Here is a 25,404-nt window from a genome sequence, read left to right as displayed (position 1 = left end):
AACAATTTTTTAACATCTGGACATTATAATGAGGACATGTAGCTCGAAAGGATGATTAGATGATCAAAATACTTGTGGTAGAGGACGACATTAAACTGAATCGTATTATCTGTACATATCTAACCAATAACGGATATCACGCTGTCGGATGCTTTAATCCGCGAGAGGCGTATGATTTGATGTATAACGACATGTACGATCTTCTGATTTCCGATGTCATGATGCCAGAGATCGACGGATTTGAGTTTGCCGAGACGGTGAGACAGATTAATAAAACCATTCCCATTCTTTTTGTTACAGCACGTGACGATATTTCCTCGAAACAAAAGGGGTATCAGGCAGGGATCGACGATTACATGGTCAAACCCGTGGATCTGGACGAGCTTGTCCTGCGTGTAGGTGCGCTGTTGCGGCGGGCCAATATTGCCCATGAAAAGAAGCTGAATGTAGGAAGTCTGTTGATGGATGCAAATGATATGACAACAACGGTGAATGGAGAGGAAGTTTCCGTAACGGTGCGGGAATTCAATATCCTTTACAAATTGCTTTCCTATCCCAAACATACCTTTTCCCGTGCACAGCTGATGGACGAGTTCTGGGGCATAGACAGTCAGACCAGCCTGCGTGCAGTGGACGTATACATTGTGAAACTTCGGGACAAGTTCTCCGTGTGTGAGGATTTTAAAATCGTGACCGTGCACGGACTTGGCTACAAGGCCGTATTGCAATGAGCAAGACACAGATCCCGGACGTGAGAATTAAAAAGCCACTACTATCTTGGAAAGAGTTTCTCGGTACGTATCTCTTGTTGTCTACGTTAACCGCAGGACAAGCTCTCATATATAACGCCTATCTGCCCGTGGGTTATGTCCCGTGGCCTTACATTTTCGGTATTTCGGGTTACTGGGTCATCGTCAGTCTCATTTTCTGTCTGGTGACGGCAAGGCAGAAGTATAATGCTTTTGATAAGCCAATGCGCAAACTCAGTGAGGCTGCAAAACAGGTAGCCGAAGGTGATTTCTCGGTGTATCTGGAACCTATTCATCGAGCGGATAAGCAGAACTACGTGGATGTGATGTTCGAGGATTTTAATAAAATGGTGGAGGAACTGAATAGTATTGAGACATTGAAAAATGATTTCATCTCCAATGTTTCTCACGAGATTAAGACACCGTTATCGGTCATCCACGGGTATGCCATGGCGTTGCAGCAGGATGATATACGTCCAGAACTCCGAAAAGAGTACACAGACACCATCATTTCTTCCACGAACAAACTCGCGACCCTTGTCGTTAATATCCTGAAGCTGAACAAATTGGAGAATCAGGAGATTATCCCTGTTGCCGAGCCTTATGATCTGTGCAGGCAGCTTGCTGAATGTGCTCTTTATTTTGAACAGACATGGGAAGAAAAAGACATTGAATTCATGGTGGATATCGAAGATCGTGCCATCATTCATGCGGAAGAAAGTATGCTGGAGATCGTATGGCATAATCTCTTCTCCAATGCGCTCAAATTCACATCTCCCGGAGGAAAGATCAGCCTCAAGCAGACGTCGGATGAAGATACCATTACAGTCATGGTATCGGACACAGGCTGTGGCATGAATGAAGAAACGATGAAACATATCTTCGATAAATTCTTTCAAGGGGACCCCTCCCATCACGGAGAGGGGAATGGCCTAGGCCTCGCTCTTTCGTTACGTGTTATCGAGTTAGTAGGGGGTGTTATTTCGGTGGAGAGCGAACCGCAGAAGGGCACAACCTTCACCGTTAAGCTAAAAGTGAGAGAGTAACATATAACCTAGTTCCGTGATCTGGAATAGCTAAGCCTGAATTCGAAACCATCGAATTCAGGCTTTTATTCATATTTTGTAAACATTTCATAAGCAACTTATAAACATTTGGTCGGTACGATAGGAACATCCAATGAGGGATATAGGAAAACCATTGAGGGAGTGATGACACAGATGAGTGAGATGATCAGAACTGAACATAGCTTCGTCGGCTATGAATATAAAGACGTTATTGTGAAGCAAGATGTTGAATCAATGTATACGGACGGATATGCGCACTTCGGCTGGATTCTGGAAGCTACTTCAACGCCATTTCAAAACGTGGGTTCCGTCACGATGAAGTTCAAGCGGGATCGCAAGATTCGGAACAAAGCGGAATTGACCCGCCTGCAAAGACAATTCGAATCCTGTGTTACCGAGATAGCAACATTGGAACGATCCAAGATCATGGGAGCTTCTGCCGTTGCTTATATCATCGGAATTGTCGGTACAGCTTGTATGGCTGGCTCGGTGTTTGCATATCAGGCTAACATGCTGCCTCTTACCATTACTCTGGCGATCCCTGGTTTCGCAGGCTGGATTATCCCGTATTTCAGCTACTCCGGGCTTCGCAAGAAAAAGTCCGACAAGGTGACGCCTTACATCGACAAGAAATATGACGAAATATACGAGGTATGTGAAAAGGCGAATGGTCTGCTCGCCAAGTAGTATGAATATCCTATGAAAATGAAGACATACTTGAAGTCCATGTGGGCCCGTTACCTTGGAAATAAGCAAGATCGAACGGCCATGATCAACGTTGCTTCCCTTGTTATCAATGCTTTTATCGGAATAGGCAAGTTAATCCTGGGGATCTATCTGCTTTCCGGATGGTTCATCACGAATGCTGTATATTATCTGATTCTGTGTGTAGCCAAAGGGCAGGTACTTCAACAATATAAAGTTGCCAAAGGAATGGAGTCTCCCCAAGAGAGGTATGCATTGGAGCTTACGGTCTATAAGCGCGGAGGTCTTTTCCTTTGCTTTCTGGGGATATCCTATTCCATGGTCTGCCTGCGAATGTATCTGATCGGCGATGCCTTCATCTATAACGGCATGATTGTGTATATCGTAGCTACAGTTGCTTTTACCAAGCTGGCTTTTGCCATGTACGGTACCTGGGCTAACCGTCATCTCCATAACCCAATCATATCTACATTGAAAATGATTAACTTCACCGATGCCATGGTATCCATCGTCGTGACACAAGCGACGTTACTTACCATGCAAGCCTCACCTCTTGCATTAAAAACCAGTAGCCTGTTTGGCATGGGGTGCAGTGCTTTATTTTGTCTGATGGGAGTCTGGATGATGTTCCACAAGAAAAAGGAGTCCAATATGGAGCAGGGGAGTGCATCAAACGAACCGGGAGATGAATGAGGAGGGATTCACATGGAATGGTGTTATGTACTCCTGCTCAATATCATTTTGATCATGACCAAAATCATCGCAGAGAAGTTCACAAGTCGTTGAGGGGGAATTACCATGCAAATCATGGACAACAGCTTTTTTAGAAACAACACCGCCAAAGTAAACAAAATCATTGCCACGATTCTATGGCTGACACTGGTCGCATTCTGCTTCTTCATCCGTAGTAAGCAGGTTGAACTTGCAGTCGTAGGCTCACTGTTCGTTGAGCTTTCCATTGCAACATTTTTGATGTATCGTAAGAAAAAACCGGTCATGACCATGGTTGTGCTAATGATTGCGATTCTGACAGCAACCACTCAGTATATCCAATCTCCCGGAGCAGGTATGCTTATCGTGGTTGTGCTCTGTGTCATCTCACTCTATCTGAACCGGGTTCTGTTGTATGGATTCGGAGCCATGTATAACATTGCTTATATCGTGATCTATTACGCGGACCATCAGCAATACGATACGACCTTTTTCATGACCATTGGGTTCATTGAATTGACCATTGTGGCTCTGTATTTTGTATGTAAACGAGGAAGAGACTTGATTCAGGTCGCCCTCGGCAAAGAAGCAGAAGCCAGAGATCTTGTGAATGCACTCGATAATATGGTGAAGGTAATTCGAGAGAACACATCTACGTTAAATACCGATATTGCGAGTTGTAATGATGATATCCGTAATCTTAAGCAGATGAGCGACACCGTAACATCGAACATTCAGGAAGTGACTGAAGGCATTCGTGATCAATCGGGCAGCATTACACATATCAGCGAAATGATGAACACGGCAGATGCGCAGATGGTGGAGATCAATCAGATGTCACATCGCCTTGCCCAAATCTCGTCCGATAACGGACAAGTTGTTCGTCAAAGCTCGGATCGAATTGTGCAAATGGGCAATCAGATGAACATGATTAACGGAGCGGTAACCGACTCCATGGCGACAGTCCAGGAATTAAACCAAAGCATGGATGATGTGAATACCTTCCTGTCGGCCATTAACCAGATCGCGGATCAGACTCATCTTTTGGCATTGAATGCCAACATTGAAGCATCAAGAGCAGGGGAAGCTGGAGCTGGCTTTGCCGTCGTAGCCCATGAAGTCAAGAAGTTAGCACAGGAAAGTTCCGATACGGTCAAACAAATTAATGAGATCATTCATAATATCAAAAGAAAGACACAGCTCGTGGTAGAGAAGGCGGCCATCGGCAATGCTGCCGTAAAAGAAGGAGAAACGATCACTGGACAGGTACTTGAGAGTTTCGACCACATCAGGTCCACATTCGAGCATGTTGATCAATACATAGCTAAGGAATTAGACATGACGGATCAGATGAGCCTGATCTTTACACAAGTACGAATGCAAGTGGATCATATTTCCGATATTTCGCAAGAACATGCCGTCGCAACGGAAGGTGTACTGGCAACGACACAAGAACAGGAAAATAACATTGATGTTATCTACGAATTCATTGGCAGAATTAATCATTCAAGTCTGCGGTTGCAGGAACTCATTGGTAATCATAATAAGGAGTGATAACTATGGATCAACAACAACAAATGGCAATGGTACAACGTATGCGTCAAAATGTCGTCGGTACAGACGCAGCTCTTCAACCCAGTTCCGCGTATGCTGTCACAGTGGAAGAAGCCATGATTCCTACGACGAAAGGTGATACACGTGTACTTGTGTATACACCGGATAGGGACCATTCCGCGCCTCTGCCGGTCTTCTTTAATATGCATGGGGGTGGTTTCATCTTGGGACAAGCAGAGATGGATGATCCATGGTGTCGCTTGATCGCTGATCGATCTGATTGTGTGGTCGTTAATATCGATTACAGTCTTGCACCAGAGCACAAGTTCCCAACGGCGGTCCATGAATGTTACGACGTTGTACAGTGGGTCCACGCCAATCCGCAATCCTTATCAGTTAACCCGTCTCTATTCGCTATTGGGGGGCATAGTGCTGGTGGTAACCTTGCAACAGCAGTGTGTTTACTGAATCAGCAACGTGGAAGCGAGCTGCCCATTATTCTTCAAATTATGGATTATGCGGTGTTGGATGTAGCTACAGATCCGGCTGAGAAACCGAGTTTTGAAGAAGCTATTCCAGCCGATATCGCCAGAATGTTCAACGCCATGTACCTTGAAACGCCAGAAGATGCGCATGACCCGTTAGCTTCACCTGTACTCGCAAAATCATTAGAGGGTCTTCCGGAAGCACTGATCATTACCGCGGAGAAAGATTCACTAGCTCAAGAAGCAAGAACATATGCAGCAAGGCTGGAAGCAAGCGGTGTGAAGGTGACTCTTAAGGAGTATGAGGGGGCCGCTCATGGATTTACGCATTTTGGTGATCTCCAGATGGCTGAGGATGCCTGGTATCGGATGAGTGACAAGATTAGAGAGGCATTTTCTAAATAACGTAACGTGCATCAGTGTGTCGTTAGAAGTAATCTTATTACCTTGAAGTCGCCTAATGGCGGCTTTTTTGGTTTATTTGTGCAGTTGTTTCAAGTGCTTGTTGAAACCAAGCTTCTGAGCTTGCGGATCTGTTAATAAACTAGATTAGGTGCGTTCATAAGATTATAACGATATCGTTAAGGGTAAGAGTTGTTAATTAGAGGAAATAATGACCAATACCAGGAGGTTAATTATGAACCAATATAACAGTCCATCCGATATCGCGATTCTTGGCATGGGAACGGCTCTACCTGCTCACGCCGTAGCACAGTCAGACATTGCAGAGTTGATCGCTTCTTCTCTTCAGGATCGGCCAGATTTGGCCCGCTTTGCCAAGCGAATATTCAAGTCCTGTGGTGTTGAAACACGCTATACGGTGGAACCGAGCTATCTAGGTTCGCTGGAAGAATGCCGTTATCTGCCCTCTGGTGATGTATCAGATATCCCGACAACCGAAGAACGAATGAATACATACAAGCGAGAGGCGCTTCCGCTCGGGATCGAGGCGGCAGAGAGAGCACTGAAAGATTCAGGCATGTCTCCTAAGAGCATCACGCATATCATCACGGTCAGCTGTACCGGTCAATATCTTCCGGGTCTGGATGTTATGCTCATCCGTCATTTGGGTTTGTCTGCCCGTGTCAATCGACTGCCGCTGATCTTTCAGGGGTGTGCGGCAGGGTTGAAAGCCATTCAGATGGCACGAGATGTCGTGCAGGGTGCTCCGGGATCACAGGTACTTATTGTCTTTGTAGAGTTGTGTACACTTCATTTTCAGCCGGTGCAAGATCGGGAAGCGCTGTTTGCAGCTTCATTCTTCGGAGACGCTGCTTCTTCTTGCGTGGTCGGTACACCCGAACCTCAGCACACGGATTATCTGAGTCTGGGAACGGGTTATTCTGTGCTTCTTCCGGATTCGACTGAAGATATGACATGGGAGGTCGGGAACCTGGGGTATGATCTGTATCTGTCACCTCGTATTCCGAAGCTGCTCGGTGTTCATCTGGAAGAGGAGTTGCGTCTGTTACTTCAAAGTGAACAGCTTCCTGAACTGTGGGCCATTCATCCGGGCGGACGCGGGATTGTGGACTCTGTGCAGAATGTCATGAAGCTGCGAGACGAGCAAACGAAATACAGCAGGGATATCCTCAGAACGTTTGGTAACTTATCCTCTAACACCATTCTTTTTGTACTGAATGCGATGCGTGAGGACATGAAGGCACAGGAGCAATCATCCACAGATGGTGTAGCCATGGCATTTGGACCCGGACTCACCGCAGAGTTGATGAAATTCACTTATGTACCCTCATTATCTTCCGTGATGGAGGAGCATGATCATGTCCTTCTTTAGAACACTGTCCATTCGGGCCAAGGAAGATGAACTGATGGACGACTTCTCTCTGGGAGGCGAGGAGCTGCGTGAAGCACTCCGACATCTGAGACGGCTTAACAAAATATTTGCAGCACCTGGCCCAACTCTCGCTGGTGTGGAGAAGTTATGGAACTCTGTCGGGAGGCCGGATAAGCTGACTCTTCTGGATGTGGGGGCAGGTTCAGGAGATGTGAACCAGAAGCTACTGCATTGGGCGGATCGTCAGGGCATTCAATTGGAGATTACACTGGTTGATCTGACGGAAGAGGCGTGTGAGGAAGCGAGACAACTATTCCGTGACGAACCCCGAGTTCAGGTACAGCGTGCCGATCTTACACAACTGCCTGACGCTTCCGCAGATATCGTGACAGGCTCCCAGTTTGTGCATCATTTTGACGGAGATCAGCTGGTTGATATGGTTTCTCATATGCTTCGAGCATCCAGGCACGGTGTTGTCATTAATGATATTCATCGTCACCCCGTATCCTATAAGGCGGTCTGGATTACAACACGTATGATCTCGCGCAATCGTTACATCCGTCATGATGGCCCGCTTTCCGTTGCCAAAGGCTTTACAGGGAGGGATTGGCGGGAACTCAAACAACGGTTAAATCATGACACGATGACCTATGAATGGAAGCCTTTATTCCGTTACTCTGTTGTTATTCCCACGAAAGGAAGGTGATCTTACGTGTCGAAATCGATAGATGTCATCGTCATCGGAGCCGGAATTGCCGGCAGTACCTGTGCAATGCAACTAGCGGGGAAAGGTCATCGGACTCTTTTGCTGGATCGCCAGGAGTTCCCGCGTCACAAAACCTGTGGTGAGTTCATGTCACCAGAAACCAAGGAAATGCTAGAGGTTCTGGACATTCACCTTCTGGACCAAGCGAAGAAACCCAGCACCATGGATCATGCCAAAATCGTTATGCAGCAAGGCGGAGTGATTGAAGTACCGTTGCCAGGATTCGCTTATGGCATAAGCCGATATGAGCTGGACCAGATTTTGCACCAGAAGGCTCTGTCGGCCGGGGCCCAGATTGTGACCAAAGCGACCATAACGAGCATCGAGCAGCTTGAGGATGCCAGTTATGAGGTTCAGGTGAAGCAGGGGGACGAGCGGATCAGCTACAGAGCCAAAGCCGTCATCGGAGCACATGGCAGTAAAAAGCTTCGAGGGATGGCTTCCGCACCTGATCTGCGGGACCAAACCGTATATGTTGGCGTTAAATCCCACTTCAGCGGCATTGAGATTCCCGCTCGGGTCGAGTTATATTTTTGCGATGGTGGCTATGTGGGGATTTCCCCGATTGAGGATGGTATTGTGAATGTTGCCGCATTATTGACATTGGAAACCGTGCAGGGAAGTGGCAAGTCTGTTATCGATTTTTTGCAGGCTGCATCCCAGACGAATGTAAACTTGGCAGCCCGGTTGGCCGAAGGAAAGCCTGTAGACGGAACGCAGGTGTCGATTGCGCCGCTGCATCTATCCAATGTTCCTGAACCGTGGTCCAGATATCCGCATATTGGGGATGCCATGCTGGTGATACCACCCCTATGTGGAGACGGGATGTCCATTGCCCTTCGATCCTCACTCCTGTGTGCAAAGTGGACTGACAAGTACCTGCAAGGCGACATTGAACATGCCGATTGGCAGAGTAATTACACGTTGGAAGCAAGTCGTGAATTCACCCAATTGCTCAGACGCGCAAGAAGAATTCAAAAGCTGGCTTTTGCCAAGACCAATAAATTCTATCCTGGTCTGGCTCGCATGATCCCCGGTTTAGCCGCTTATGTTGTGAAGGCCACACGGTTATCCGAGATGAATGCAGCGCGCTAACAGGCTGAAATTTTGCTCAATACTTATGCGAAAGAGGTTGCTGACGGCGGCCTCTTTTTTTGGTGTACATACATTAATTTGGTGGAGAGAGTTTGGAAAATCGGTAAATGCTCGTATAATAGAATCTAATGTAATAATAGAGGATTAATTCAGATGAAATGTCGGGAGGCACTACTTAACATGAACTATTCATTTTCCAATCGTATCGCAGCACTGCAACCATCCATTATTCGAGAAATCCTGAAGGCTTCTTCGGGGCAAAATGTGATTCCATTCTCTGCGGGAAACCCAGCTCCGGAAACCTTTCCTATTGAGGCGATTCGTACGTTTACCCAATCCATTCTGGAACAGGACCCGGTCACGGCTCTGCAATACGGAATCACCGAAGGATATATTCCCTTGAGAGAAGCATTGACTCAACATTTGAAGACTGGTTTTGATACGGGTAAGCCATCCGATCAATTGTTCATCGTATCTGGAGCGCAGCAGGGGATTGAACTGGCCTGTAAAGTGTTCTGTAATGAGGGGGATACCATCATCTGTGAGAGTCCGAGCTTTATCGGTTCTCTGAACTCCTTCCGGGCATCTGGTGCGAAGCTTGCCGGTGTTCCAATGGAGATGGACGGTATGGATATCGAGAAGCTGGAACAGGCGCTGCAAACGGAGCCGAATGTGAAACTGATCTACGTGATTCCAAGTTTTCAGAATCCTACCGGTGTAACGACGAGCCTGGAGAAACGGAAGGCCATTTACGAGTTGGCTAAGAAGTATGGCGTGATGATTTTGGAAGATAACCCGTACGGAGAACTTCGATTCAATGGAGACGATGTGCCAACGATCAAATCAATGGATGATGAGGGTCTGGTTATCTATGTTGGATCATTCTCTAAAATTCTGTCGGCGGGGCTGCGCGTCGGTTTTGTACAAGCGCCACATGAAGTCGTGGAGAAAATGGTTGTCGCGAAACAGGGAGAAGACGTACATACGGCCATGCTTCCACAGATTCTGGCATACAAGTTCATGACAGAGTATGACTACGCGGGGCATATCAACAGCATTCGTGAGGTATATCGGAGAAAAGCAACATTGATGATGGACAAGCTGCAAGAGCATATGGGTGAGTCCATTACCTATACCCAACCGGATGGTGGACTGTTTCTCTGGTGTGATCTGCCAGCACATGTGCCAATGCTTGATTATGCCAAGACTGCAGCAGCCCAAGGGGTTGCGGTTGTGCCGGGAAATGCATTCCTGGTGAACGAGCAAGACCCTTGTAATGCCATTAGACTTAATTTCTCCACGCCGTCGGATGAACAGATTGTGAAGGGTGTTGAAATATTGGGGCAGGTCTTGAAAGGCTATACCACTTAAAAATGCTTCAATGGGATATATCTACGAAAAGCCGCCAATTGGCGGCTTTTTTTGGCTTTTCTCGTCCTTAATTATCAATCAACGCACTTAATTCAGCCTGAAATACCTTTTGATTCTTCTGATTGAATGTACTCAGCAGCACGGTAACAATCCCATTACCTTTACGTCTGGGAAGCAGGTCAATGACGTCTGCAATGACATGCAGTTCATCATCCGGGAAGACGGGCTTCAAGAATTGAATGTTGTTCATTCCGGTTCCTGCCACAACATGCTCTCCATAGATTCCGACCTCAATCCATAACTTAAAGGAGATATTCATCGTTTGCATGCCAGAAGCAATCAAACTGCCGAAGCGGCCTTGTGTGGCCTTTTCTTCATCCAAATGCATGTACTGTGGATCATAGATTTTGGCAAAAGCAATAATATCGCTCTTGGATAATGCCAAGGATTTTGTTTCGTAGCGCTGACCTATTACATATTCACTGAATTTCATGAGGGTACCTCGGTTTCTTTAATGTGTTTTTTCGCAGTCGATGCCTTGGAAAGAGACATGACCGGACTGGCGTGTTAAAATGCTAGTGAACAATCTGGTGTGTATTGCAGTCATATTGAAATAAATAGATGAAACTGTCTTTGAGGAGTATATATCATGATAACGATTAAAGATGTCGCCAAGATGGCTGGTGTAGCCAGTTCAACCGTATCTTGCGTACTCAACGATAAAGGTAATGTAAGGGAGTCAACAAGGCAGAGAGTTCTTGCAGCAGCAAGCCAACTCAATTACGTGAAGAACGGCCCTGCATCTGAAATGAAGCGTCAGAGTACACAAACAATTGGTGTGATTGTCCATGACATGTCCAGTCCGTATTTCTCAGATTTGGTGAATGGAATACAGTCCATCGCGATGAGCCATGGATACGATATGATCGTCTGTAGCTCACTGGGTGGAGAGAAGTCGACAGCCCATCGTTACATTCGTGAAAGAAGAATCGACGGAGCTATTGTCATCGCTCAAAATATTGAAGATCAGTTGCTCATGGAGGCATCTGAAGCAGGATTTCCGATTGTTGTCATGGATCGGGATCTGGATGCTCCACATATTGTAAAGGTTTTGATGAGTGATACGCAAGGTGGGTACCTGGCTACCCGTTATCTGATCGACAAAGGACATCGGACGATTGCCTATATTAGTGGCCCGACCCATTCGGAATGTAACCTGCAGCGTTATCAAGGTTATCTCAATGCCATGGCAGAAGCAGGCATCGAAGAGAACCCGGCATGGAAAATCGGCGGACAATACATGAAGCAAGATGGCTACCATGCAGCCAAGAAACTGCTTGAAGGAGAACTGCCATCCGCAGTATTTTTTGCAAATGATGAAATGGCCTTTGGCGGTTTGGAAGCCTTCAGAGAACATGGGATTGCAGTACCTGAACAGTTATCCGTAATTGGTTTTGACAATATCCCGGCATCTCAGTATGTACACCCACCTCTGACCACATTTCAGCAACCAAAGACGGATGCTGCCCAGCTTGCCGGTCATATTCTCTTTCAACTGTTAAACGGAGAGTCTGTTGAGACGTTATATACACTGGACATTCAATGCGTGGAACGTGATTCGGTACAATTTAAATACGAGTAGTAACTACTCATCATCATTATGTTCCAGATACTTTTATCAAAAGACAGACTCCTCAACACAAGTTGAGGAGTTTTTGCTGCATCCATCAAGGCAGATGGATATTTTGCGTATATATCCCAACTTATAAGTAAAGGATACCTTTAACTGAGAATATCTGGACGGAGCATGCACGGAAAGGGGAGGCATTATGGACACATCAGCGATAACACAACAAGACCTGCCGTTAACCGGATATCTAGCTGTAGATCAAGAAATGTTGCGCTCCGTTTTTGAAGGGTGCTCGGACGTTGTATTTCATACCTTCCAAACGGCGTGTCTTACTTCAGCCCTATGTGTATATTGTGTTGGTTTATGTGATACAGAGCGGCTTGAACGTCAGGTATTAACGCCTCTCCAGGAAATGGGGATCGAAGCTGCCCAAGTTCCACTGGCATCCGTTAAACAAGTTGAAACAACCACCCAGGCGGTACAGGCCATATTAGAGGGGGAGGCACTATTACTACTGGAGGGTTCAAAAGTTGGAACGGTATACCCGCTATACCAAGCAGCAAATCGTTCAACAGAGGAGCCGCTGGCTGAGTCAACTGTGCGCGGTGCACGGGATGGATTTACAGAATCGTTAACCATGAATATGTCACTACTACGTAAACGTATCAAAACACCTGCATTAAAAATTCATACGCGTAACATGGGAGATCGCACGAACACCAGTATTTCACTTGTCTATATGGAAGGCATAATTGATCCTAAACTGGTGGAGGAAGTGGAGATACGACTGAAGGATCTAAAACTTCGAGACGTACTGGAGAGCCAGTACATTGAGGAAGGCATTGTGGATCAGCGTTATTCACCATTTCCACAGATGATTGCGACGGAACGTCCGGATGTCGTTGCTTCTAACTTGCTGGAAGGTCGTTTTGCTATTCTCGTTGACGGAACACCGTTCACCCTTATCGCGCCAGTGACCATTTTTTCCATGTTACAATCCCCGGAAGATTATTATCAAAATGTGTTTATGAGTGTCTTTGTACGCTGGCTGCGATACGTTTTCTTTGTTCTATCCATGCTGCTTCCATCGGCTTATGTAGCGATTACCACGTTTCATCAGGAGATGATTCCCACCGTGTTGCTTCTCAGTATTGCCCGGGCGAGAGAAGAGATCCCTTTTCCTGCACTGGTGGAAGCACTCATTATGGAAATCGCCTTTGAAGCACTGCGTGAGGCTGGCGTCCGTTTGCCAAAGCAGGTCGGATCAGCGGTTAGTATCGTGGGAGCATTAATTATTGGGCAAGCAGCGACAAGTGCAGGCATTGTATCAGCCCCCATGATTATCATAGTAGCGATCACCGGGATCGCTTCTTTCATGATCCCTCGCTATGCTGCCAGCATCGCGACCCGACTACTGCGTTTTCCCATGATGTTTCTGGCGGGAACGCTGGGACTCACGGGTGTCATGTTGGGAGTTATCTTGGTTGTCATTCATCTGAGCAGTCTTCGTTCATTCGGAACACCTTATCTGTCACCGGTAGCGCCAACAATGGCTAAGGAACTCAAGGATGTATGGTGGCGTCCATCTCCAAGGAACAAACCGCACTAGACCCATCTACACTCAAGCAACCAATGCAACCAAGGGAGCGGGATCACACATGTTGACGGACAAAGGAAAAATATCGGAAACTCAATTGGCATTCATGGTCTTTCCCGCCATTCTCGCGACGGCCATCTTATCTGTGCCTGGAATTACAATGCACTATGCAGGACATGACATGTGGATGACTCCAATTATAGGTTCTCTCGTTGGACTGGCTGCCATTGGTATCTCCATTGGACTTGATCGTATGTACCCTGGAAAAACGCTTATTCAATCCAGTGTATCGATCATTGGTCGGATTCCAGGCAAGTTATTCGGCCTGATATATATCGCTTTCTTGCCCCACCTGACGGGCTTGATTATTCGGGAATACGGTGAATTCATTGTCAATAATGCACTTCCAAGTACACCTTTGTTTGTTGTGATGGGTACGATGGTTGTTGTATGTGCGATTAATGTCAGACTCGGGATCGAAGTTGTCGGACGAACCTCTCAGGTATTTGTTACCCTGCTGATCGTGCTGCTAGCGTTGATCTTTATATTGTTGATTGGTGAACTGAATCCTGCCGAGCTGTTCCCTTTCATGGAGAAAGGACCCATTCCCATTATTACAGGGGCCGCTGCACCTGCTGCATGGTTTAGTGAATATATCGTGCTGGCTTTTCTGCTACCTTATGTGAATCAAAAGAAACGAACAACCCGGGTCATGCTGGGTTCCCTTGTAATAACGACAACTGCAATGACGGTTACCAATCTGTTTTGCCTGTTTTTAATTGGTGATTTGACGGATACATTCGTATTTCCGGTCATGATCGCAGCAAGATACATAACCATTGCGGACTTTCTGCAACATATCGAGTCCCTTATTATTGCAGTCTGGATTTTCGGTATTTTCGTTAAAATTTCCGTTTTTCTGTATATCTTTGCAACATCAACTGCGGAATGGTTTGGGTTGAAGGATTATAAACCCGTTGTTGTTCCGCTTTCGTTCCTGTGTATGGTATTTGCTTACTGGGTTGTGTCCGGCGGATCTGGTATTTCCAGTCTGGTTAGCGCTTCAGCCAATTTGTATACGATCAGCATTTTATTAATCCTTCCGGCTATGATCTACGGTGTCGCATGGCTGAAGAAGGGTTGGGCACATGTTCGAAAGAATCGAGCGAGTACTGATTGATGGGGGGAGGGGCACTTGCGAATATCCAGAGTACTACTACTGCCGATATTGTCTTGTGTGCTGTTAAGTGGCTGCTGGGATCGTATCGAAATTAACGATTTGGCCATCGTGCTGGCTACAGGCATCGATTACGAAGAGGGCAAAGTACAATTGACTTCACAGATATTTGTTCCGCGCAAAGCAGGTGGAGGAGATAGCAGTGGGAGCGGAGGCAGTCCAAGCGGTGTCACAATGATTCGAACAGCGGAGGGGCGCACGATTGCCGAGGCGTTGAATCGGCTGCAACGGAAAGTTCCCCGGAATATGTTCTGGGGGCACTGTGAAGTCATTATCATTAGTGAGCAAGCAGGCAAACGCGGTATTCGCGAGTACATCGATTTCTTCCTGCGTTATCCTCAGTTCAGGGAGCATGCATATGTCTTTTCCAGCGAAAAGGCAGCGAAAGATATCCTAGCGTTACTTGATCCCCTGGAGCGAAGTTCAGCTGAATCGCTGCGTGAGATGGCCAATCTGAAGCTTGGTACACGAATTACCGCGCTCGAGCTGGCTAAATCGATTGAAGGTCCAAGCAGCTCCGTCATTTTGTCTCGCATGTTAATCTTACCGCCAGAACCCGATCAGGATAAACTGACTACGACGCCATATGTGAAAGGTCTGAGCTTGTATAATAAGGATCGCTATGTCAAAACAGTTAAAGAACCATTAAGTGTAGGTGTATTACTACTCGCAAAAGAGCTGAACAACATTATCATGCCTGTTGAGTTTGAGCCGTTAGAGGGTACTTTCTCAATCCGACTCATTGATATTAAAACCACCTTGAAGCCGCGAATTGTAAACCAGCATTGGAGCATGAAGGTGGATATCCAAACCAGCGGAGAAGTGGTCTTAAATACGACGGATGCCAATCTGACGGATCCCGCTGTGTTAACTAAACTGGAAAAGGAATGGTCTGCCAAGCTCACATCTCTGGCTTATGATGCTTTAGACCTGTCCCAGAAGGAACTGCGCTCCGATTTCTTCAAATTTGCAGTTGAATTCCGCAGATATTATCCGAAGCAATGGAAGAAGCAGGAGAAGAATTGGGAAACCCTCTATCCTGAATTGGACGTGGAAGTTAAAGTGGATGCACACGTCGTTCGTACCGGTAAATCAACAGGGCCACAGGGGATACCGAATGAGGACGAAACTTGAACGGGATTCACTCCTGTTACAATCCTGAGAAAGAGTGGTGATCGCATGAAACTGGGCTCTATCCTTGGAATCCTGCTGCTCGCGACCGCGATAGTATATGGAGAGTGGAGAAGTTGTAAAGAGAAGCGAGCCAGAATAGTGACAGCAGGGATTACTGCTGTGGCGGCTGTGATTGGTATCATTCTCCTCTTTCAACCTCGCTTGCCTGGTCCCACACAGATTGTGAAGCTTGTATTTGGAAGCGTGGATAAATTTATGAAATAAAATGATAGAAAGAAGGAAGGACCAAGTCTCTGATAAGCAGAGATTTGGTCCTTCCTTTACTTTTAAGCGAACTGTCATTAATGCATCCACTCAAAGATGTCTATTCTTTGATGACAGATGCATTCACGGCATCTTCCATCTTCGTATTGTAGGAACGGAACAGACCCAGGCGCCAGAAGGCGGCTCCTTTGAGGTCATAACGTTTGGCAAGACCCAGCTTATCATCCACAGAGGACGGCGTTTCACTGCTCAGACTGATACCGAGTAGTAGCTTATTTTTCGGGACACCAGTTTGAAGAGCTAGCTGAATGGCTTGGTCCACAAGGCTATTGGGTTCGGGTACCTGGGATTTGGTGCCAACCGGATTATACTGATAAGCCATAATGATCAGATCATCTGCGATGGAGGCAAGTGTCTTGTAATCATATCCTTTATAAGCACTGTTTAGCGGCGGTACCGCCAAAGATAAGGCTGTGTCCTGGGGCAAGGAACTCTTTAATTGCTTCACGTAAGCATTGAGTAGCTTCTGTTGTTCTACCGCATCCAGTTTAAAACCGAGTCCTTCAAAATCCAGAACAACTCCGCCAAAACCATGCTCTGCTACAGCAGCAGTTATACCTTCAATTGATTTCTGTCGCAGGCTGCTGTCGCTCAGAACTTTGGTCAGTTCTCCGTTTCCATCCAAGGCATACACCATGAGCTGTGGTTGGATCTGTTGATCCGCTGCGTCAGCAATGATGGACTGCGGCGTAATATCACCCGCAGCAGCAGGGAGACGATACTCATCACCCTGGAGCGTAAACTGACCTTCACGATCAATGCGGCTCCAGCCAAATGCTACAGAGTTCATGGAAGCAATAAGATCCTTTTCTTGAAAGGATTGCAATGCATAGAAGGCTCTCAAATGCATTTCGCGCCGTGGTGAGACGAGGGAGACGGTTTTGGTTGCTTGATTCCAGCTTACCTGTACATCGAATTGGTTACTGAATGAACTGAGTGGAATGAGTACGCGTCCTTCCCGCTGAACAGGTGCTGCGGGGAGTGTAACTTTTTTACCATTTACGGTGGCTGTGGTACTGCCAACTTGTAATAGCACCTCAGTAGTTTGTCCGTTCACCGTATTCGTCGCTTTTACAGTCTGTGATGTGCTGTTCCAGGTAATATCAATACCAAGGGCTTCCCCGACCGTCCGAAACGGAACGTAAGTGACCCCTTTATCAATTCGGGGAGCTGCATCAAATTTCAGGGGAACATCATCCAGTTGAACTGAAATGGCAGGCGCAGCGTAGACTCCACCCATATTGGGAGTGCTACCAAGGACGGAGAGAGCAATTACAGTAACCGCAGCGATTTTTCCTACACGTTTAATGAACATCGTAAATTTCCTCCAACTTCCTACATAAGTAGTAGTATCATGTTTTGAACAGAATCTAGTAATCTAGCATATGTAGCATAACAAAATTTTCATATCGTTCCAATATAAGAGTTGGATTTTTAGTCATATGGAGGGCAGGAATCGTAATATACTCCAATAAACATTGCGGAAGGAGTGTGTTTGTTGCCAAACTCTACGGGCTTTATTTACAATCCAACTTCGGGTGAGACCCAATCCACTCAGCTCATAGTGACGTGCATTAATGATTCCCTCAATGCACCTGTCAATGTTGAGCTGGAAGTGTTCAGGTGGGACACCACTCAAGCTGCACGCATACCTATTGGTCATGATCTTTTTGAATTACTTCCCCAAGCGACGAGAAGCTTAATCTATCCGCTGATCAATGCGGCGTTTTACGAGGTACAAAGTGATTATTTCAGTGCTACAAGTACGGTCATCCATGTATTCGGTGTTAACTCTACAGGCCAGATCATTCAGCGTGTGCTTCAATCGGAGATGACATTAATTGACCGTTTCACAAATATCCCTTAAACGAAAAGAGGTGAGCAGATGGTAGTTGTGAACATTACTGGAGCGTTGGCAGGCAGTCAATTTGAACCCTCGATTGCAGTTAATACGCTGAACCCGAATATCATGTGTGTGGTCGCTGTGGATACCAGTACAGGACCAACATTGACTGGATTCTATCGGTCCATTAATGGAGGCAGTACCTGGTCCACTACTGTACTTCCTCAACCGGCAGGTTATGCAGGAGCAGAGGCGCCTACGATAGACTATACGTTTCCGAACACCTTTATCATTACCGTGCATTTGTTTAACGGGATCAATGATGGTACGATTGCGAGTTATACTTCTTTTGATGATGGACTAACGTGGCAGCCACCCGTTATCGTGCAGGCGGGTTTCGGTACCATTGTTCATAACGATGAACCGTACATAGCAGTTGACCGTTCCCCAGGAAGCCCGTATAGAGGCAATGCATATGTCGGATATACGCCGCTTGCTACCACTTCTTCCGCTATTTTTACGCAAAGATCGCTTTCACAGGGAATATCCTGGGACCCGCCTGATCGTCAATCGAACCCTCGTGGAATACATGATCGGGCAGCGTTAGCTGTTGGGTTCTCAGGTCAGGTCTATGCAGGCTATATTATTACGGGGCCAGTCAGTCCTTCTGCGTTGTTGCGCATTTCGTACGATGGGGGAATTACCTATCAACCTCCTCTGGAGAGACAGGCAACGTTTATCTCATCCGTCGTACCCGCGCCTTCGCCCTTGCCTGTACCGAATTACGCTTTTCGAGTACAGACCAACTTAAGTTTGGGGGCGGATATATCGAGTGGGCCTAACAGTGGGGCTGTATATGGCGTTTGGAATGATGCACGTGCCGGATATACCGATGTTTTATTCTGCGAATCTCCGGATGGCCTTCTATGGTCAGATCCAGTCAGTATTACAGGCGCACCTCCGGGCACGCAGAATTTTTTCCCGTCGATCACTGTGTCACCTTTTGCAGGCACGATCCGGGTTATTTATTACACGAACCGAATTGACGGGTTTCTGCTGGACGTTTTTGTTGCGGAATCTTTTGATGGGGGTGCCAGTTTCTCGAACCGTCGGATTACAACTACATCCTTTAATCCAAATGGCAACTCTCCGATGCCCACAGTACTGATTGGAGACTATATTACTGCGGCTACAGTTAGTCCGGATAATCTCGCAGCAGTTTGGATGGCTACAACGCCGCCCACGGGTAAGCTGGATGTTTATTTTGGAAACTAATTCAATGTAAATGGAACACCCCCATACCTTAATCTTTAATAACAAACAGATTAAGAGTATGGGGGTGGAGGTATTCATGTTAATCCGAAACGACAAATCCGTCGAAACTCTCGGGGCCTACCCGAACCGTTCCGAGCAGGTTGGTACTGATAAATGCGGAGTAGGTTAATTGTGGCACAATCGGAATGTTAAAGTCACTGGCAGAGAAGACAATCACTTCAGGGTTAAGCAGACCGTTCAGACCATACGTGTAGTTTCCCGAGTAAACGATCGGATCGGTTGCCACTGTGCCTCTTACAATAATAATCCTCACTTGAAATAGAGCAAGCGGTAATTGTACCGTTATGGTTCCTTTTAGGGAGACTCTCAGATTGGTTCCTGCTCCAGCCGTTTGCAGACCAATCTGTGCGAATAACTGAGGTGTGTTAATCACAGGAATCGGTATGGAGATGGAATTAAACAACGCAGCATTTTGCGATGATCTTGCATCCAGAAATTGAGTCAACGTATATACCTCCTATCTGTTCAGATAGAATAATATATTCCTCATTCAGAGATTTGCATGGACGTTGGTGCAGCGCTGGAAATATTAAAGACAAACCGACTGCCCAAGTGACTTGTCTCTTTAAGCCATACAATGCCACCCATTAATTCAGCGAGTTGTTTACAGATGGACAGGCCTAGCCCCGCTCCACCATACTTTCCTGAGTTACCATGAATTTGCGAATAGGATTTGAACAACAGATCCTGGCGATCCTGCGGTATGCCGATGCCTGTATCTCTTATCTCATAGGAGACATGGAGCGTACCTTCTGGATCAGCAGATACCTGAGTGGAGATACATACTTCACCATTCTCCGTGAATTTAAGCGCATTCCCAACGAGATTGATTAGAATCTGACGGACTTTATGCTGATCGCCGATAAGCATCAGATGATCATTTATATTGTATTCTGCGTATAATCGAATTCCTTTTTTCTGTGCTTCAGAGGAAAACAACTGTAGTACGTGGTCAGCTGTGTCAATGACACTATAAGGATTAACCTCCAAAGAGATCGCACCTGCTTCCATTTTGGAATAATCGAGAATTTGATCCATCATAGACAGAAGGCTGGTACCACTTTCTTCAATGACATTAACATACAACGATTGATCCTCATTCAGTGTTGTAGATTGCAACAGGTTTGCCATGGCAAGAACACCATTCATTGGGGTTCGGATTTCGTGGCTGAGGATGGCAAGCAGATTTTTCTTCTCTTCTAGCATTTTAGCAGTGGTTTCTTCCGCACGTTTTAACTGCTGCAAGGTCGTTTCCATCTCTAGCAGACTCGTGAAAAAGGAAGACAAGGAGAGCAGCAAATCTATGTCCTTCTGTTGGTAGGAATAGAAATCCTGATCAAATGAGCAGAGGGAGCCATAAATTTCTCCATTCTCATCATGTATGGGTACACCGACAAATGAACATCCACCTACGAATTCGGTTGCGTCCATATGTCTGGTTAATGGATGAGTCAGATTATTATCGATTACCAACGGGCCTTGGGAATGTTCAGTCACAAGCGCACAGTATGACTCGGCGTTGTCAACGACTAGCCCTTCACCTAATATTAGTTTTTCACGATTATATACATTGAGAACTTTGGTCGATAGATGATCCAACTGGGCGATACAAAACGTATTTGCAGGAATTAACCTGCTCGCTGTATCCATAACGTTAGCAGCCGAATCGTATAATTTATGTGAGACAATGGATAGTACATTAATGAATTCTGTTTTCAACATATTGATTTGACGCCTCCTGATGGTAAAGATTCGTTATGTACTTGTATGTACCAGTATATATGAATTCATAGAATAGGGCATGCATGGTTTTGACAGTGAAAGACGGAAATGAGAAAATATAATGCTGTGGAACATGTATATATTAATAAAATGTTGGAGGCAAATCAATGAATCAGCGTTTTCGAATTACCCGATCCATGCAAGAAAGCAATGCGGAACAATCCATCTCCCTGGAAGAGTGCAAACTCTACTTCGCATCCAAACCCGATTTTACCTATTCAACGGTTCTTAACATTGTCGGAGCGGAGAGCACCATGTCCATCGATGGGGACTTTTTTATGTGGGACCTTGAAGGAGCACAGATCGCTTTTCGTTTGTACATGGGAGATCTGTATGTAGCTATTTCTAACGAAGCTATTGTACCCAAAATGATTGAAATTGCAACAGATCTGCACGCAGATATCGTTGAAGGATAAAAGAAGTAGGGAACGAGCGTTGAATAAAATGTAATCATGTTAGTCGTAGTATACTTTGGATAATCCTGTAAAGATGAGACCAAAGGTTCATTTATATTCCATATGTTAGCTTGTAATATATGGAATATAAATGATTTTACAGGAGAGTGAATCAAGTGAAAAAGACTAAATTAGCACTGATTTTATTCATGAGTATGATCCTTACCTTATCAGTAACCGGGATAGGCTCAAGTTCAAAGGCTTATGCAGCTACAGCACGTACACCTATTGTATTGGTACATGGATTAACTGGTTCAGATAGCAATTTTACAGCGATTGAGAGTTATTTGCGTAGCCAAGGGTGGACGAGAGAGGAACTATTTGCGATTGATCTTCCTAGTAAACAAGGAAACCAACTGTTGAATTCTGCAGCGATCAGTCGTTTTGTAGATAATGTCCTCCGCGAAACCGGCCACACGAAAGTCAATATTGTAGCGCATAGCATGGGCGGAGCCAATAGTCTCTATTACATACTTAACCGTGGAGGCGCTTCCAAAGTGGATAAGTTGATTACCCTCGGCGGGGCTAATCGTTTGACTACAACAACAGCTCCGGGTGGGATAAAGGTAACTTCGATCTATTCCACCAGTGATACGATTGTATCCCCGACACTTTCCCGGTTGAGCGGGGCGAACAACATTTCCGTATCCCTCGTATCTCATATCGGTCTGCTGTTTAATTCCCGGGTGAACGCCCTGATCAAAACTGCGTTGAACGAGTAGTTGCACTACGAAATGCATATTCTTCATAGATATAAAATGATGAACTTGAACACGACTGACCACTCAGGGCAGTCGTGTTTTCGTATTGCGGAGTGAAACACAGAAGAGGTCCCTGCTGGAGAGCAAGAACCTCTTCTATTTATTTTAATGTGGCGTAGATGGGCTTGCTGCCTCATGTTCAACTACACGTTGTAATAATTCCTTCAATGCCTTCATGGGACGACCTTGGCGTTGACCTTCAATTATCGAATTCCGTAAAGATTCCACATCCTGAGTGCGTACCTTGCCACCATGATGGAAACGATTGAAAGCTTGATAATCGAGAGGAAACATATCCCGCTCCATTTTAAGTTGTATTTTTGCTGTCATACGTGCGCCCATCACGACACCCATCATCTTGCCGACGAGACCATGACTAGGCAAGCCTGCTATCTCACCTTGGGCACGGCAAGCGAGCTGCCAAAGTTCCGTATTGGCAATAACAGACGAGAAGGGAGGCCAGCCCAAAATATCACAAGCGGCATATACAGGAAAACCGATACTGGAGTAAATATTAAACATGGATGGGCTTACATGACCACAGCGCGAGACTTTAGATTGATTGTAAAGTGCGATAAATTGTTTAGCTACTGCTTTATTATTGGTTTCCACTTGGAAACCGACGTTGTTCGTCGGGTGTTTGTAACAGACAATGGCTTGAGCGATCTGTTTGGGATCGGTTGGCTCATGGACAGGTAAATCAGCCGAGGATTGATGACTCAGCGTACCCAGTATTCCTCGTAGTAACTGATCCTCTCGAATCTGCATCACCTCCAGGTAATGTTCACGGATTCCACTCCCAAACCCGCACATAATGACAGTACTTGTGGAGTTCCGTACAATATTACCTATCCTAGACAGCAGTTCGATGCCTTCTGGTGTGCGACTGGCATTACCATCCAAGGTGACAATAATATATTGATATTGCTGACGCTTGATAGCTGTTACATCTTCAATGACATGATAGCCGCTAAAATCTTTGAGGGAAGCATCGTCATAACAATAGAGCTTCTGCGGAGCATGGAATGCTTCTGTTCGTCCTTTTCGCACTAGAAAAGTCAGATCAGCACCGGCTAAGTGAAGGTGGTAACCCACTGAAAATCCAACGGCTCCTGCACCTACAATTAGAACTTTGGGTTGTTTTGAGTTGGTTGTCATATTGATTGCTCCTCTTATATGGTTGAAATAAAATTATGCGTTTGGATCATTGTTATTAAATGAACATGTGTTGATTTGATATCGCAATGTCAGTATAATCTACTCATCTCTGCAATCACAATCATCAATAGATGTGGTAGTGTTATGAATTCAACAGTTTGGATTACGTTTGTTGAGAAGATGATCATAAGAGGGGTTAGCTCATGGTTGGAATCAAAAATAATAGAAGAACTAAATATACGATGGAGCTTATTAAAGAGGTTTTTCTAGAGCTGTTAGAGAGCAAAAAATTACCTCAAATAACGGTAACTGAAATCTGTAAGCAGGCGGATATCAATCGAGGCACGTTTTATCTGCACTACAAAGATCCTTATGAATTGTTTGAAGCCTTGCAGAAGGAGTTTACGCAAGAAATCATGGAAACGTTAGGACAGGGAGCAAGTCTCTGTACAACGGAGCAATCGATGATTAATCTGCTGAACATTATTCAAGATAAGAAAACCATTTATCAGATCCTGATCTCGGAGAGTGGAGAAAACAACTTTTTAACACAAGTTCTGTTGGAAGATTTTCTGCTAAGAAATGGAGAAGACGCGGGCAGCCAGAAGACATTTACAATGGACTATACGCTCACTTACATGGTTCATGGTTCCTTAGGCATCATTAATCAATGGCTGGAATCCAATAGCGAGGACAGCCCGCAAACGATTGCTCGTCTTATTTCTTCTTTGGGTCATCAGAATATGGCTAAAGGAGATCGTAGGCATGAAGACGCAACCGAATGATCGAATTAAAGTTCATCCAGGCTTTTGGGCTGGATTACATAAATTAGGGATTGGTACTGACGACGTAGCTCGCACTGCACAACTGCCTCTTGAGGTAATCACTCAACCTGTAGTGACCCAATCTCAGTACTTTGCAATCTGGCAGGCCTACTCTGATCTCATTGGGGACACTGCCGAAGGCATCATCAAACTTGCAACCGGATATGAAATATCGAAGTATCCTCCGCCTGTTCTGGCGATGTACCATGCTCGTGATTATCGTGATGCGTTGAATCGAATGGTCCGTTACAAGCAAATGTGTCCTCCCGAGAGCTTGCAGATGAACGAAACAGGAGAGGAATGTATCATTGAGCTCGAATGGTTACATAAGGAGCAACCAGGTCCGTCATTACTGGTGGGTATTACGCTGGCATTCTTGATCGAACTTGGACGGAGGGGCACAGGAGAGACTTTGACTGCAAAAAGGGTTGAATTCTCGCAGCCAATGGGTGACGCAGACACTCTTGAAGCTTACTTCGGTTGTCGTATCGAGACGAATTCCAATTATAATCGGCTGACGCTAGAGCGGAATGATCTGAATCTTGCATTTCTCTCGTATAACGAGGAGTTACTGGAGATTCTGACCCCGGCTCTGGATCGGTCGCTGGATGAACAGGAGAGCAGTCGTTCCGTTACTGAAGTGGTCAAATGGATCATGAAACGCAGCCTCACAGGGAAGCGCCCTGACATCCAGACGGTCGCCAAAGAGCTTCGTATGAGTGATCGTACTTTGCAGCGGCGACTGACGGAGGAGAGTACAAACTTCAAGCAATTATTAACTGAAGCCAGACGTGAGCAGGCCCGAGAGTACCTCGCAGATCCTTCGCTCGATATCAAAGAAGTGGCATTCCTGGTTGGATATGAAGACCAGAATTCGTTCTATCGTGCGTTCCGAAATTGGGAAGGGGATACCCCTTCAAATTGGCGTGTCAGGCAATAATTCTGGCGCAATGTGCTAGTTACTAGGCCCTTCAGACTGCGTAATATTATATCTATCCGGTGCATGAAGCTCTTGGCAATGTCCAG

The 25,404-nt window shown here is 45.8% G+C and carries 26 protein-coding genes; 21 read left to right on the top strand and 5 right to left on the bottom strand.

The genetic code is table 11. From position 1 onward, the window contains the following. The first annotated feature begins 59 nt into the window (after positions 1 to 59). The 10 genes from HF638_RS07000 to HF638_RS06955 all read left to right on the top strand — a co-directional run bounded on the left by HF638_RS07000 (position 60) and on the right by HF638_RS06955 (position 10,298). Positions 60 to 731 (top strand): response regulator transcription factor, encoded by a 672-nt coding sequence (locus HF638_RS07000; RefSeq protein WP_169479542.1) that lies wholly within the window; start codon positions 60 to 62, stop codon positions 729 to 731. After that, entirely contained in the window at positions 728 to 1,795 is a 1,068-nt protein-coding gene (locus HF638_RS06995) for a HAMP domain-containing sensor histidine kinase (RefSeq protein ID WP_169479541.1), read from the top strand. The genes HF638_RS07000 and HF638_RS06995 overlap by 4 nt, the downstream gene beginning before the upstream one ends. A 174-nt stretch (positions 1,796 to 1,969) precedes the next feature. Continuing rightward, a complete protein-coding gene (locus HF638_RS06990; RefSeq protein WP_169479540.1) occupies positions 1,970 to 2,503 on the top strand; it encodes a hypothetical protein in 534 nt (177 codons plus the stop codon). Positions 2,504 to 2,515: 12 nt separating this feature from the next. Continuing rightward, complete coding sequence (locus HF638_RS06985; protein ID WP_169479539.1) at positions 2,516 to 3,214, top strand: hypothetical protein; 699 nt, start codon at positions 2,516 to 2,518, stop codon at positions 3,212 to 3,214. 105 nt (positions 3,215 to 3,319) lie between these two features. After that, positions 3,320 to 4,786, top strand: a complete 1,467-nt coding sequence (locus HF638_RS06980; RefSeq protein ID WP_248278054.1) for a methyl-accepting chemotaxis protein — start codon at positions 3,320 to 3,322, stop codon at positions 4,784 to 4,786. Positions 4,787 to 4,791: 5 nt separating this feature from the next. Then, positions 4,792 to 5,676: an alpha/beta hydrolase gene (locus tag HF638_RS06975; RefSeq protein WP_169479538.1), complete on the top strand. Its 885-nt coding sequence runs from the start codon at positions 4,792 to 4,794 to the stop codon at positions 5,674 to 5,676. 232 nt (positions 5,677 to 5,908) lie between these two features. Beyond that, the gene (locus HF638_RS06970; protein ID WP_169479537.1) at positions 5,909 to 7,066 is read left to right on the top strand and encodes a type III polyketide synthase; all 1,158 of its coding nucleotides are present in this window, start codon (positions 5,909 to 5,911) and stop codon (positions 7,064 to 7,066) included. Beyond that, the gene (locus HF638_RS06965; RefSeq protein ID WP_169479536.1) at positions 7,053 to 7,772 is read left to right on the top strand and encodes a methyltransferase domain-containing protein; all 720 of its coding nucleotides are present in this window, start codon (positions 7,053 to 7,055) and stop codon (positions 7,770 to 7,772) included. The genes HF638_RS06970 and HF638_RS06965 overlap by 14 nt, the downstream gene beginning before the upstream one ends. 6 nt (positions 7,773 to 7,778) lie before the next feature. Beyond that, positions 7,779 to 8,927 (top strand): FAD-dependent oxidoreductase, encoded by a 1,149-nt coding sequence (locus tag HF638_RS06960; protein WP_169479535.1) that lies wholly within the window; start codon positions 7,779 to 7,781, stop codon positions 8,925 to 8,927. 180 nt (positions 8,928 to 9,107) lie between these two features. Then, positions 9,108 to 10,298: an aminotransferase-like domain-containing protein gene (locus HF638_RS06955; protein WP_169479534.1), complete on the top strand. Its 1,191-nt coding sequence runs from the start codon at positions 9,108 to 9,110 to the stop codon at positions 10,296 to 10,298. 67 nt (positions 10,299 to 10,365) lie between these two features. Here HF638_RS06955 and HF638_RS06950 read toward each other — a convergent pair whose 3' ends face one another. Continuing rightward, the gene (locus HF638_RS06950; RefSeq protein ID WP_169479533.1) at positions 10,366 to 10,791 is read right to left on the bottom strand and encodes a MaoC family dehydratase; all 426 of its coding nucleotides are present in this window, start codon (positions 10,789 to 10,791) and stop codon (positions 10,366 to 10,368) included. Positions 10,792 to 10,947: 156 nt separating this feature from the next. Between HF638_RS06950 and HF638_RS06945 the strand changes: the two genes are divergently transcribed. From HF638_RS06945 to HF638_RS06925, 5 genes are all read left to right on the top strand, one after another. Then, complete coding sequence (locus tag HF638_RS06945; RefSeq protein ID WP_169479532.1) at positions 10,948 to 11,940, top strand: LacI family DNA-binding transcriptional regulator; 993 nt, start codon at positions 10,948 to 10,950, stop codon at positions 11,938 to 11,940. A 187-nt stretch (positions 11,941 to 12,127) separates the two neighbouring features. Further along, positions 12,128 to 13,537, top strand: coding sequence for a spore germination protein (locus HF638_RS06940; RefSeq protein ID WP_169479531.1), 1,410 nt, complete (start codon positions 12,128 to 12,130; stop codon positions 13,535 to 13,537). 49 nt (positions 13,538 to 13,586) lie between these two features. Beyond that, positions 13,587 to 14,705: a GerAB/ArcD/ProY family transporter gene (locus tag HF638_RS06935; RefSeq protein WP_169479530.1), complete on the top strand. Its 1,119-nt coding sequence runs from the start codon at positions 13,587 to 13,589 to the stop codon at positions 14,703 to 14,705. A 15-nt stretch (positions 14,706 to 14,720) separates the two neighbouring features. Beyond that, positions 14,721 to 15,896, top strand: a complete 1,176-nt coding sequence (locus tag HF638_RS06930; protein WP_169479529.1) for a Ger(x)C family spore germination protein — start codon at positions 14,721 to 14,723, stop codon at positions 15,894 to 15,896. A 45-nt stretch (positions 15,897 to 15,941) separates the two neighbouring features. Further along, positions 15,942 to 16,160, top strand: coding sequence for a hypothetical protein (locus HF638_RS06925; protein ID WP_169479528.1), 219 nt, complete (start codon positions 15,942 to 15,944; stop codon positions 16,158 to 16,160). A 100-nt stretch (positions 16,161 to 16,260) separates the two neighbouring features. On the opposite strand, the gene HF638_RS06920 is transcribed toward HF638_RS06925, so the two are convergent. Beyond that, on the bottom strand, positions 16,261 to 17,535 hold the full coding sequence (locus HF638_RS06920; RefSeq protein ID WP_169479527.1) for a stalk domain-containing protein: 1,275 nt from the start codon (positions 17,533 to 17,535) through the stop codon (positions 16,261 to 16,263). A 183-nt stretch (positions 17,536 to 17,718) separates the two neighbouring features. Here HF638_RS06920 and HF638_RS06915 point away from each other — a divergent pair, with 183 nt between their 5' ends. After that, a complete protein-coding gene (locus HF638_RS06915) occupies positions 17,719 to 18,087 on the top strand; it encodes a hypothetical protein (protein ID WP_169479526.1) in 369 nt (122 codons plus the stop codon). 18 nt (positions 18,088 to 18,105) lie between these two features. Continuing rightward, positions 18,106 to 19,338: a beta propeller repeat protein gene (locus HF638_RS06910; RefSeq protein WP_169479525.1), complete on the top strand. Its 1,233-nt coding sequence runs from the start codon at positions 18,106 to 18,108 to the stop codon at positions 19,336 to 19,338. A gap of 79 nt (positions 19,339 to 19,417) precedes the next feature. On the opposite strand, the gene HF638_RS06905 is transcribed toward HF638_RS06910, so the two are convergent. Together HF638_RS06905 and HF638_RS06900 are read right to left on the bottom strand one after the other, a co-directional pair. Then, on the bottom strand, positions 19,418 to 19,843 hold the full coding sequence (locus HF638_RS06905; protein ID WP_127548373.1) for a hypothetical protein: 426 nt from the start codon (positions 19,841 to 19,843) through the stop codon (positions 19,418 to 19,420). A gap of 41 nt (positions 19,844 to 19,884) precedes the next feature. Further along, positions 19,885 to 21,120: a GAF domain-containing sensor histidine kinase gene (locus HF638_RS06900; RefSeq protein WP_169479524.1), complete on the bottom strand. Its 1,236-nt coding sequence runs from the start codon at positions 21,118 to 21,120 to the stop codon at positions 19,885 to 19,887. Between the two features lie 167 nt (positions 21,121 to 21,287). On the opposite strand from HF638_RS06900, the gene HF638_RS06895 reads away from it, so the two are divergent. Both HF638_RS06895 and HF638_RS06890 read left to right on the top strand, forming a co-directional pair. Then, positions 21,288 to 21,596, top strand: coding sequence for a hypothetical protein (locus HF638_RS06895; RefSeq protein ID WP_076331064.1), 309 nt, complete (start codon positions 21,288 to 21,290; stop codon positions 21,594 to 21,596). Between the two features lie 155 nt (positions 21,597 to 21,751). Then, positions 21,752 to 22,357: an esterase/lipase family protein gene (locus HF638_RS06890; RefSeq protein WP_348982080.1), complete on the top strand. Its 606-nt coding sequence runs from the start codon at positions 21,752 to 21,754 to the stop codon at positions 22,355 to 22,357. Between the two features lie 144 nt (positions 22,358 to 22,501). Here HF638_RS06890 and HF638_RS06885 read toward each other — a convergent pair whose 3' ends face one another. After that, the gene (locus tag HF638_RS06885) at positions 22,502 to 23,554 is read right to left on the bottom strand and encodes a ketopantoate reductase family protein (RefSeq protein WP_169479522.1); all 1,053 of its coding nucleotides are present in this window, start codon (positions 23,552 to 23,554) and stop codon (positions 22,502 to 22,504) included. 203 nt (positions 23,555 to 23,757) lie between these two features. Between HF638_RS06885 and HF638_RS06880 the strand changes: the two genes are divergently transcribed. Then, the gene (locus HF638_RS06880; RefSeq protein ID WP_169479521.1) at positions 23,758 to 24,339 is read left to right on the top strand and encodes a TetR/AcrR family transcriptional regulator; all 582 of its coding nucleotides are present in this window, start codon (positions 23,758 to 23,760) and stop codon (positions 24,337 to 24,339) included. Next, positions 24,320 to 25,318: an AraC family transcriptional regulator gene (locus HF638_RS06875; RefSeq protein ID WP_169479520.1), complete on the top strand. Its 999-nt coding sequence runs from the start codon at positions 24,320 to 24,322 to the stop codon at positions 25,316 to 25,318. Before HF638_RS06880 ends, HF638_RS06875 begins: the two co-directional genes overlap by 20 nt. Positions 25,319 to 25,404: the final 86 nt, after the last annotated feature.

This window comes from Paenibacillus sp. SZ31 (genome assembly GCF_012912005.1).
GTDB lineage: Bacteria > Bacillota > Bacilli > Paenibacillales > Paenibacillaceae > Paenibacillus.
The sequence above is the reverse complement of the archived record's forward strand: the minus strand, read 5'-3'. Positions and strand labels throughout refer to the sequence as shown.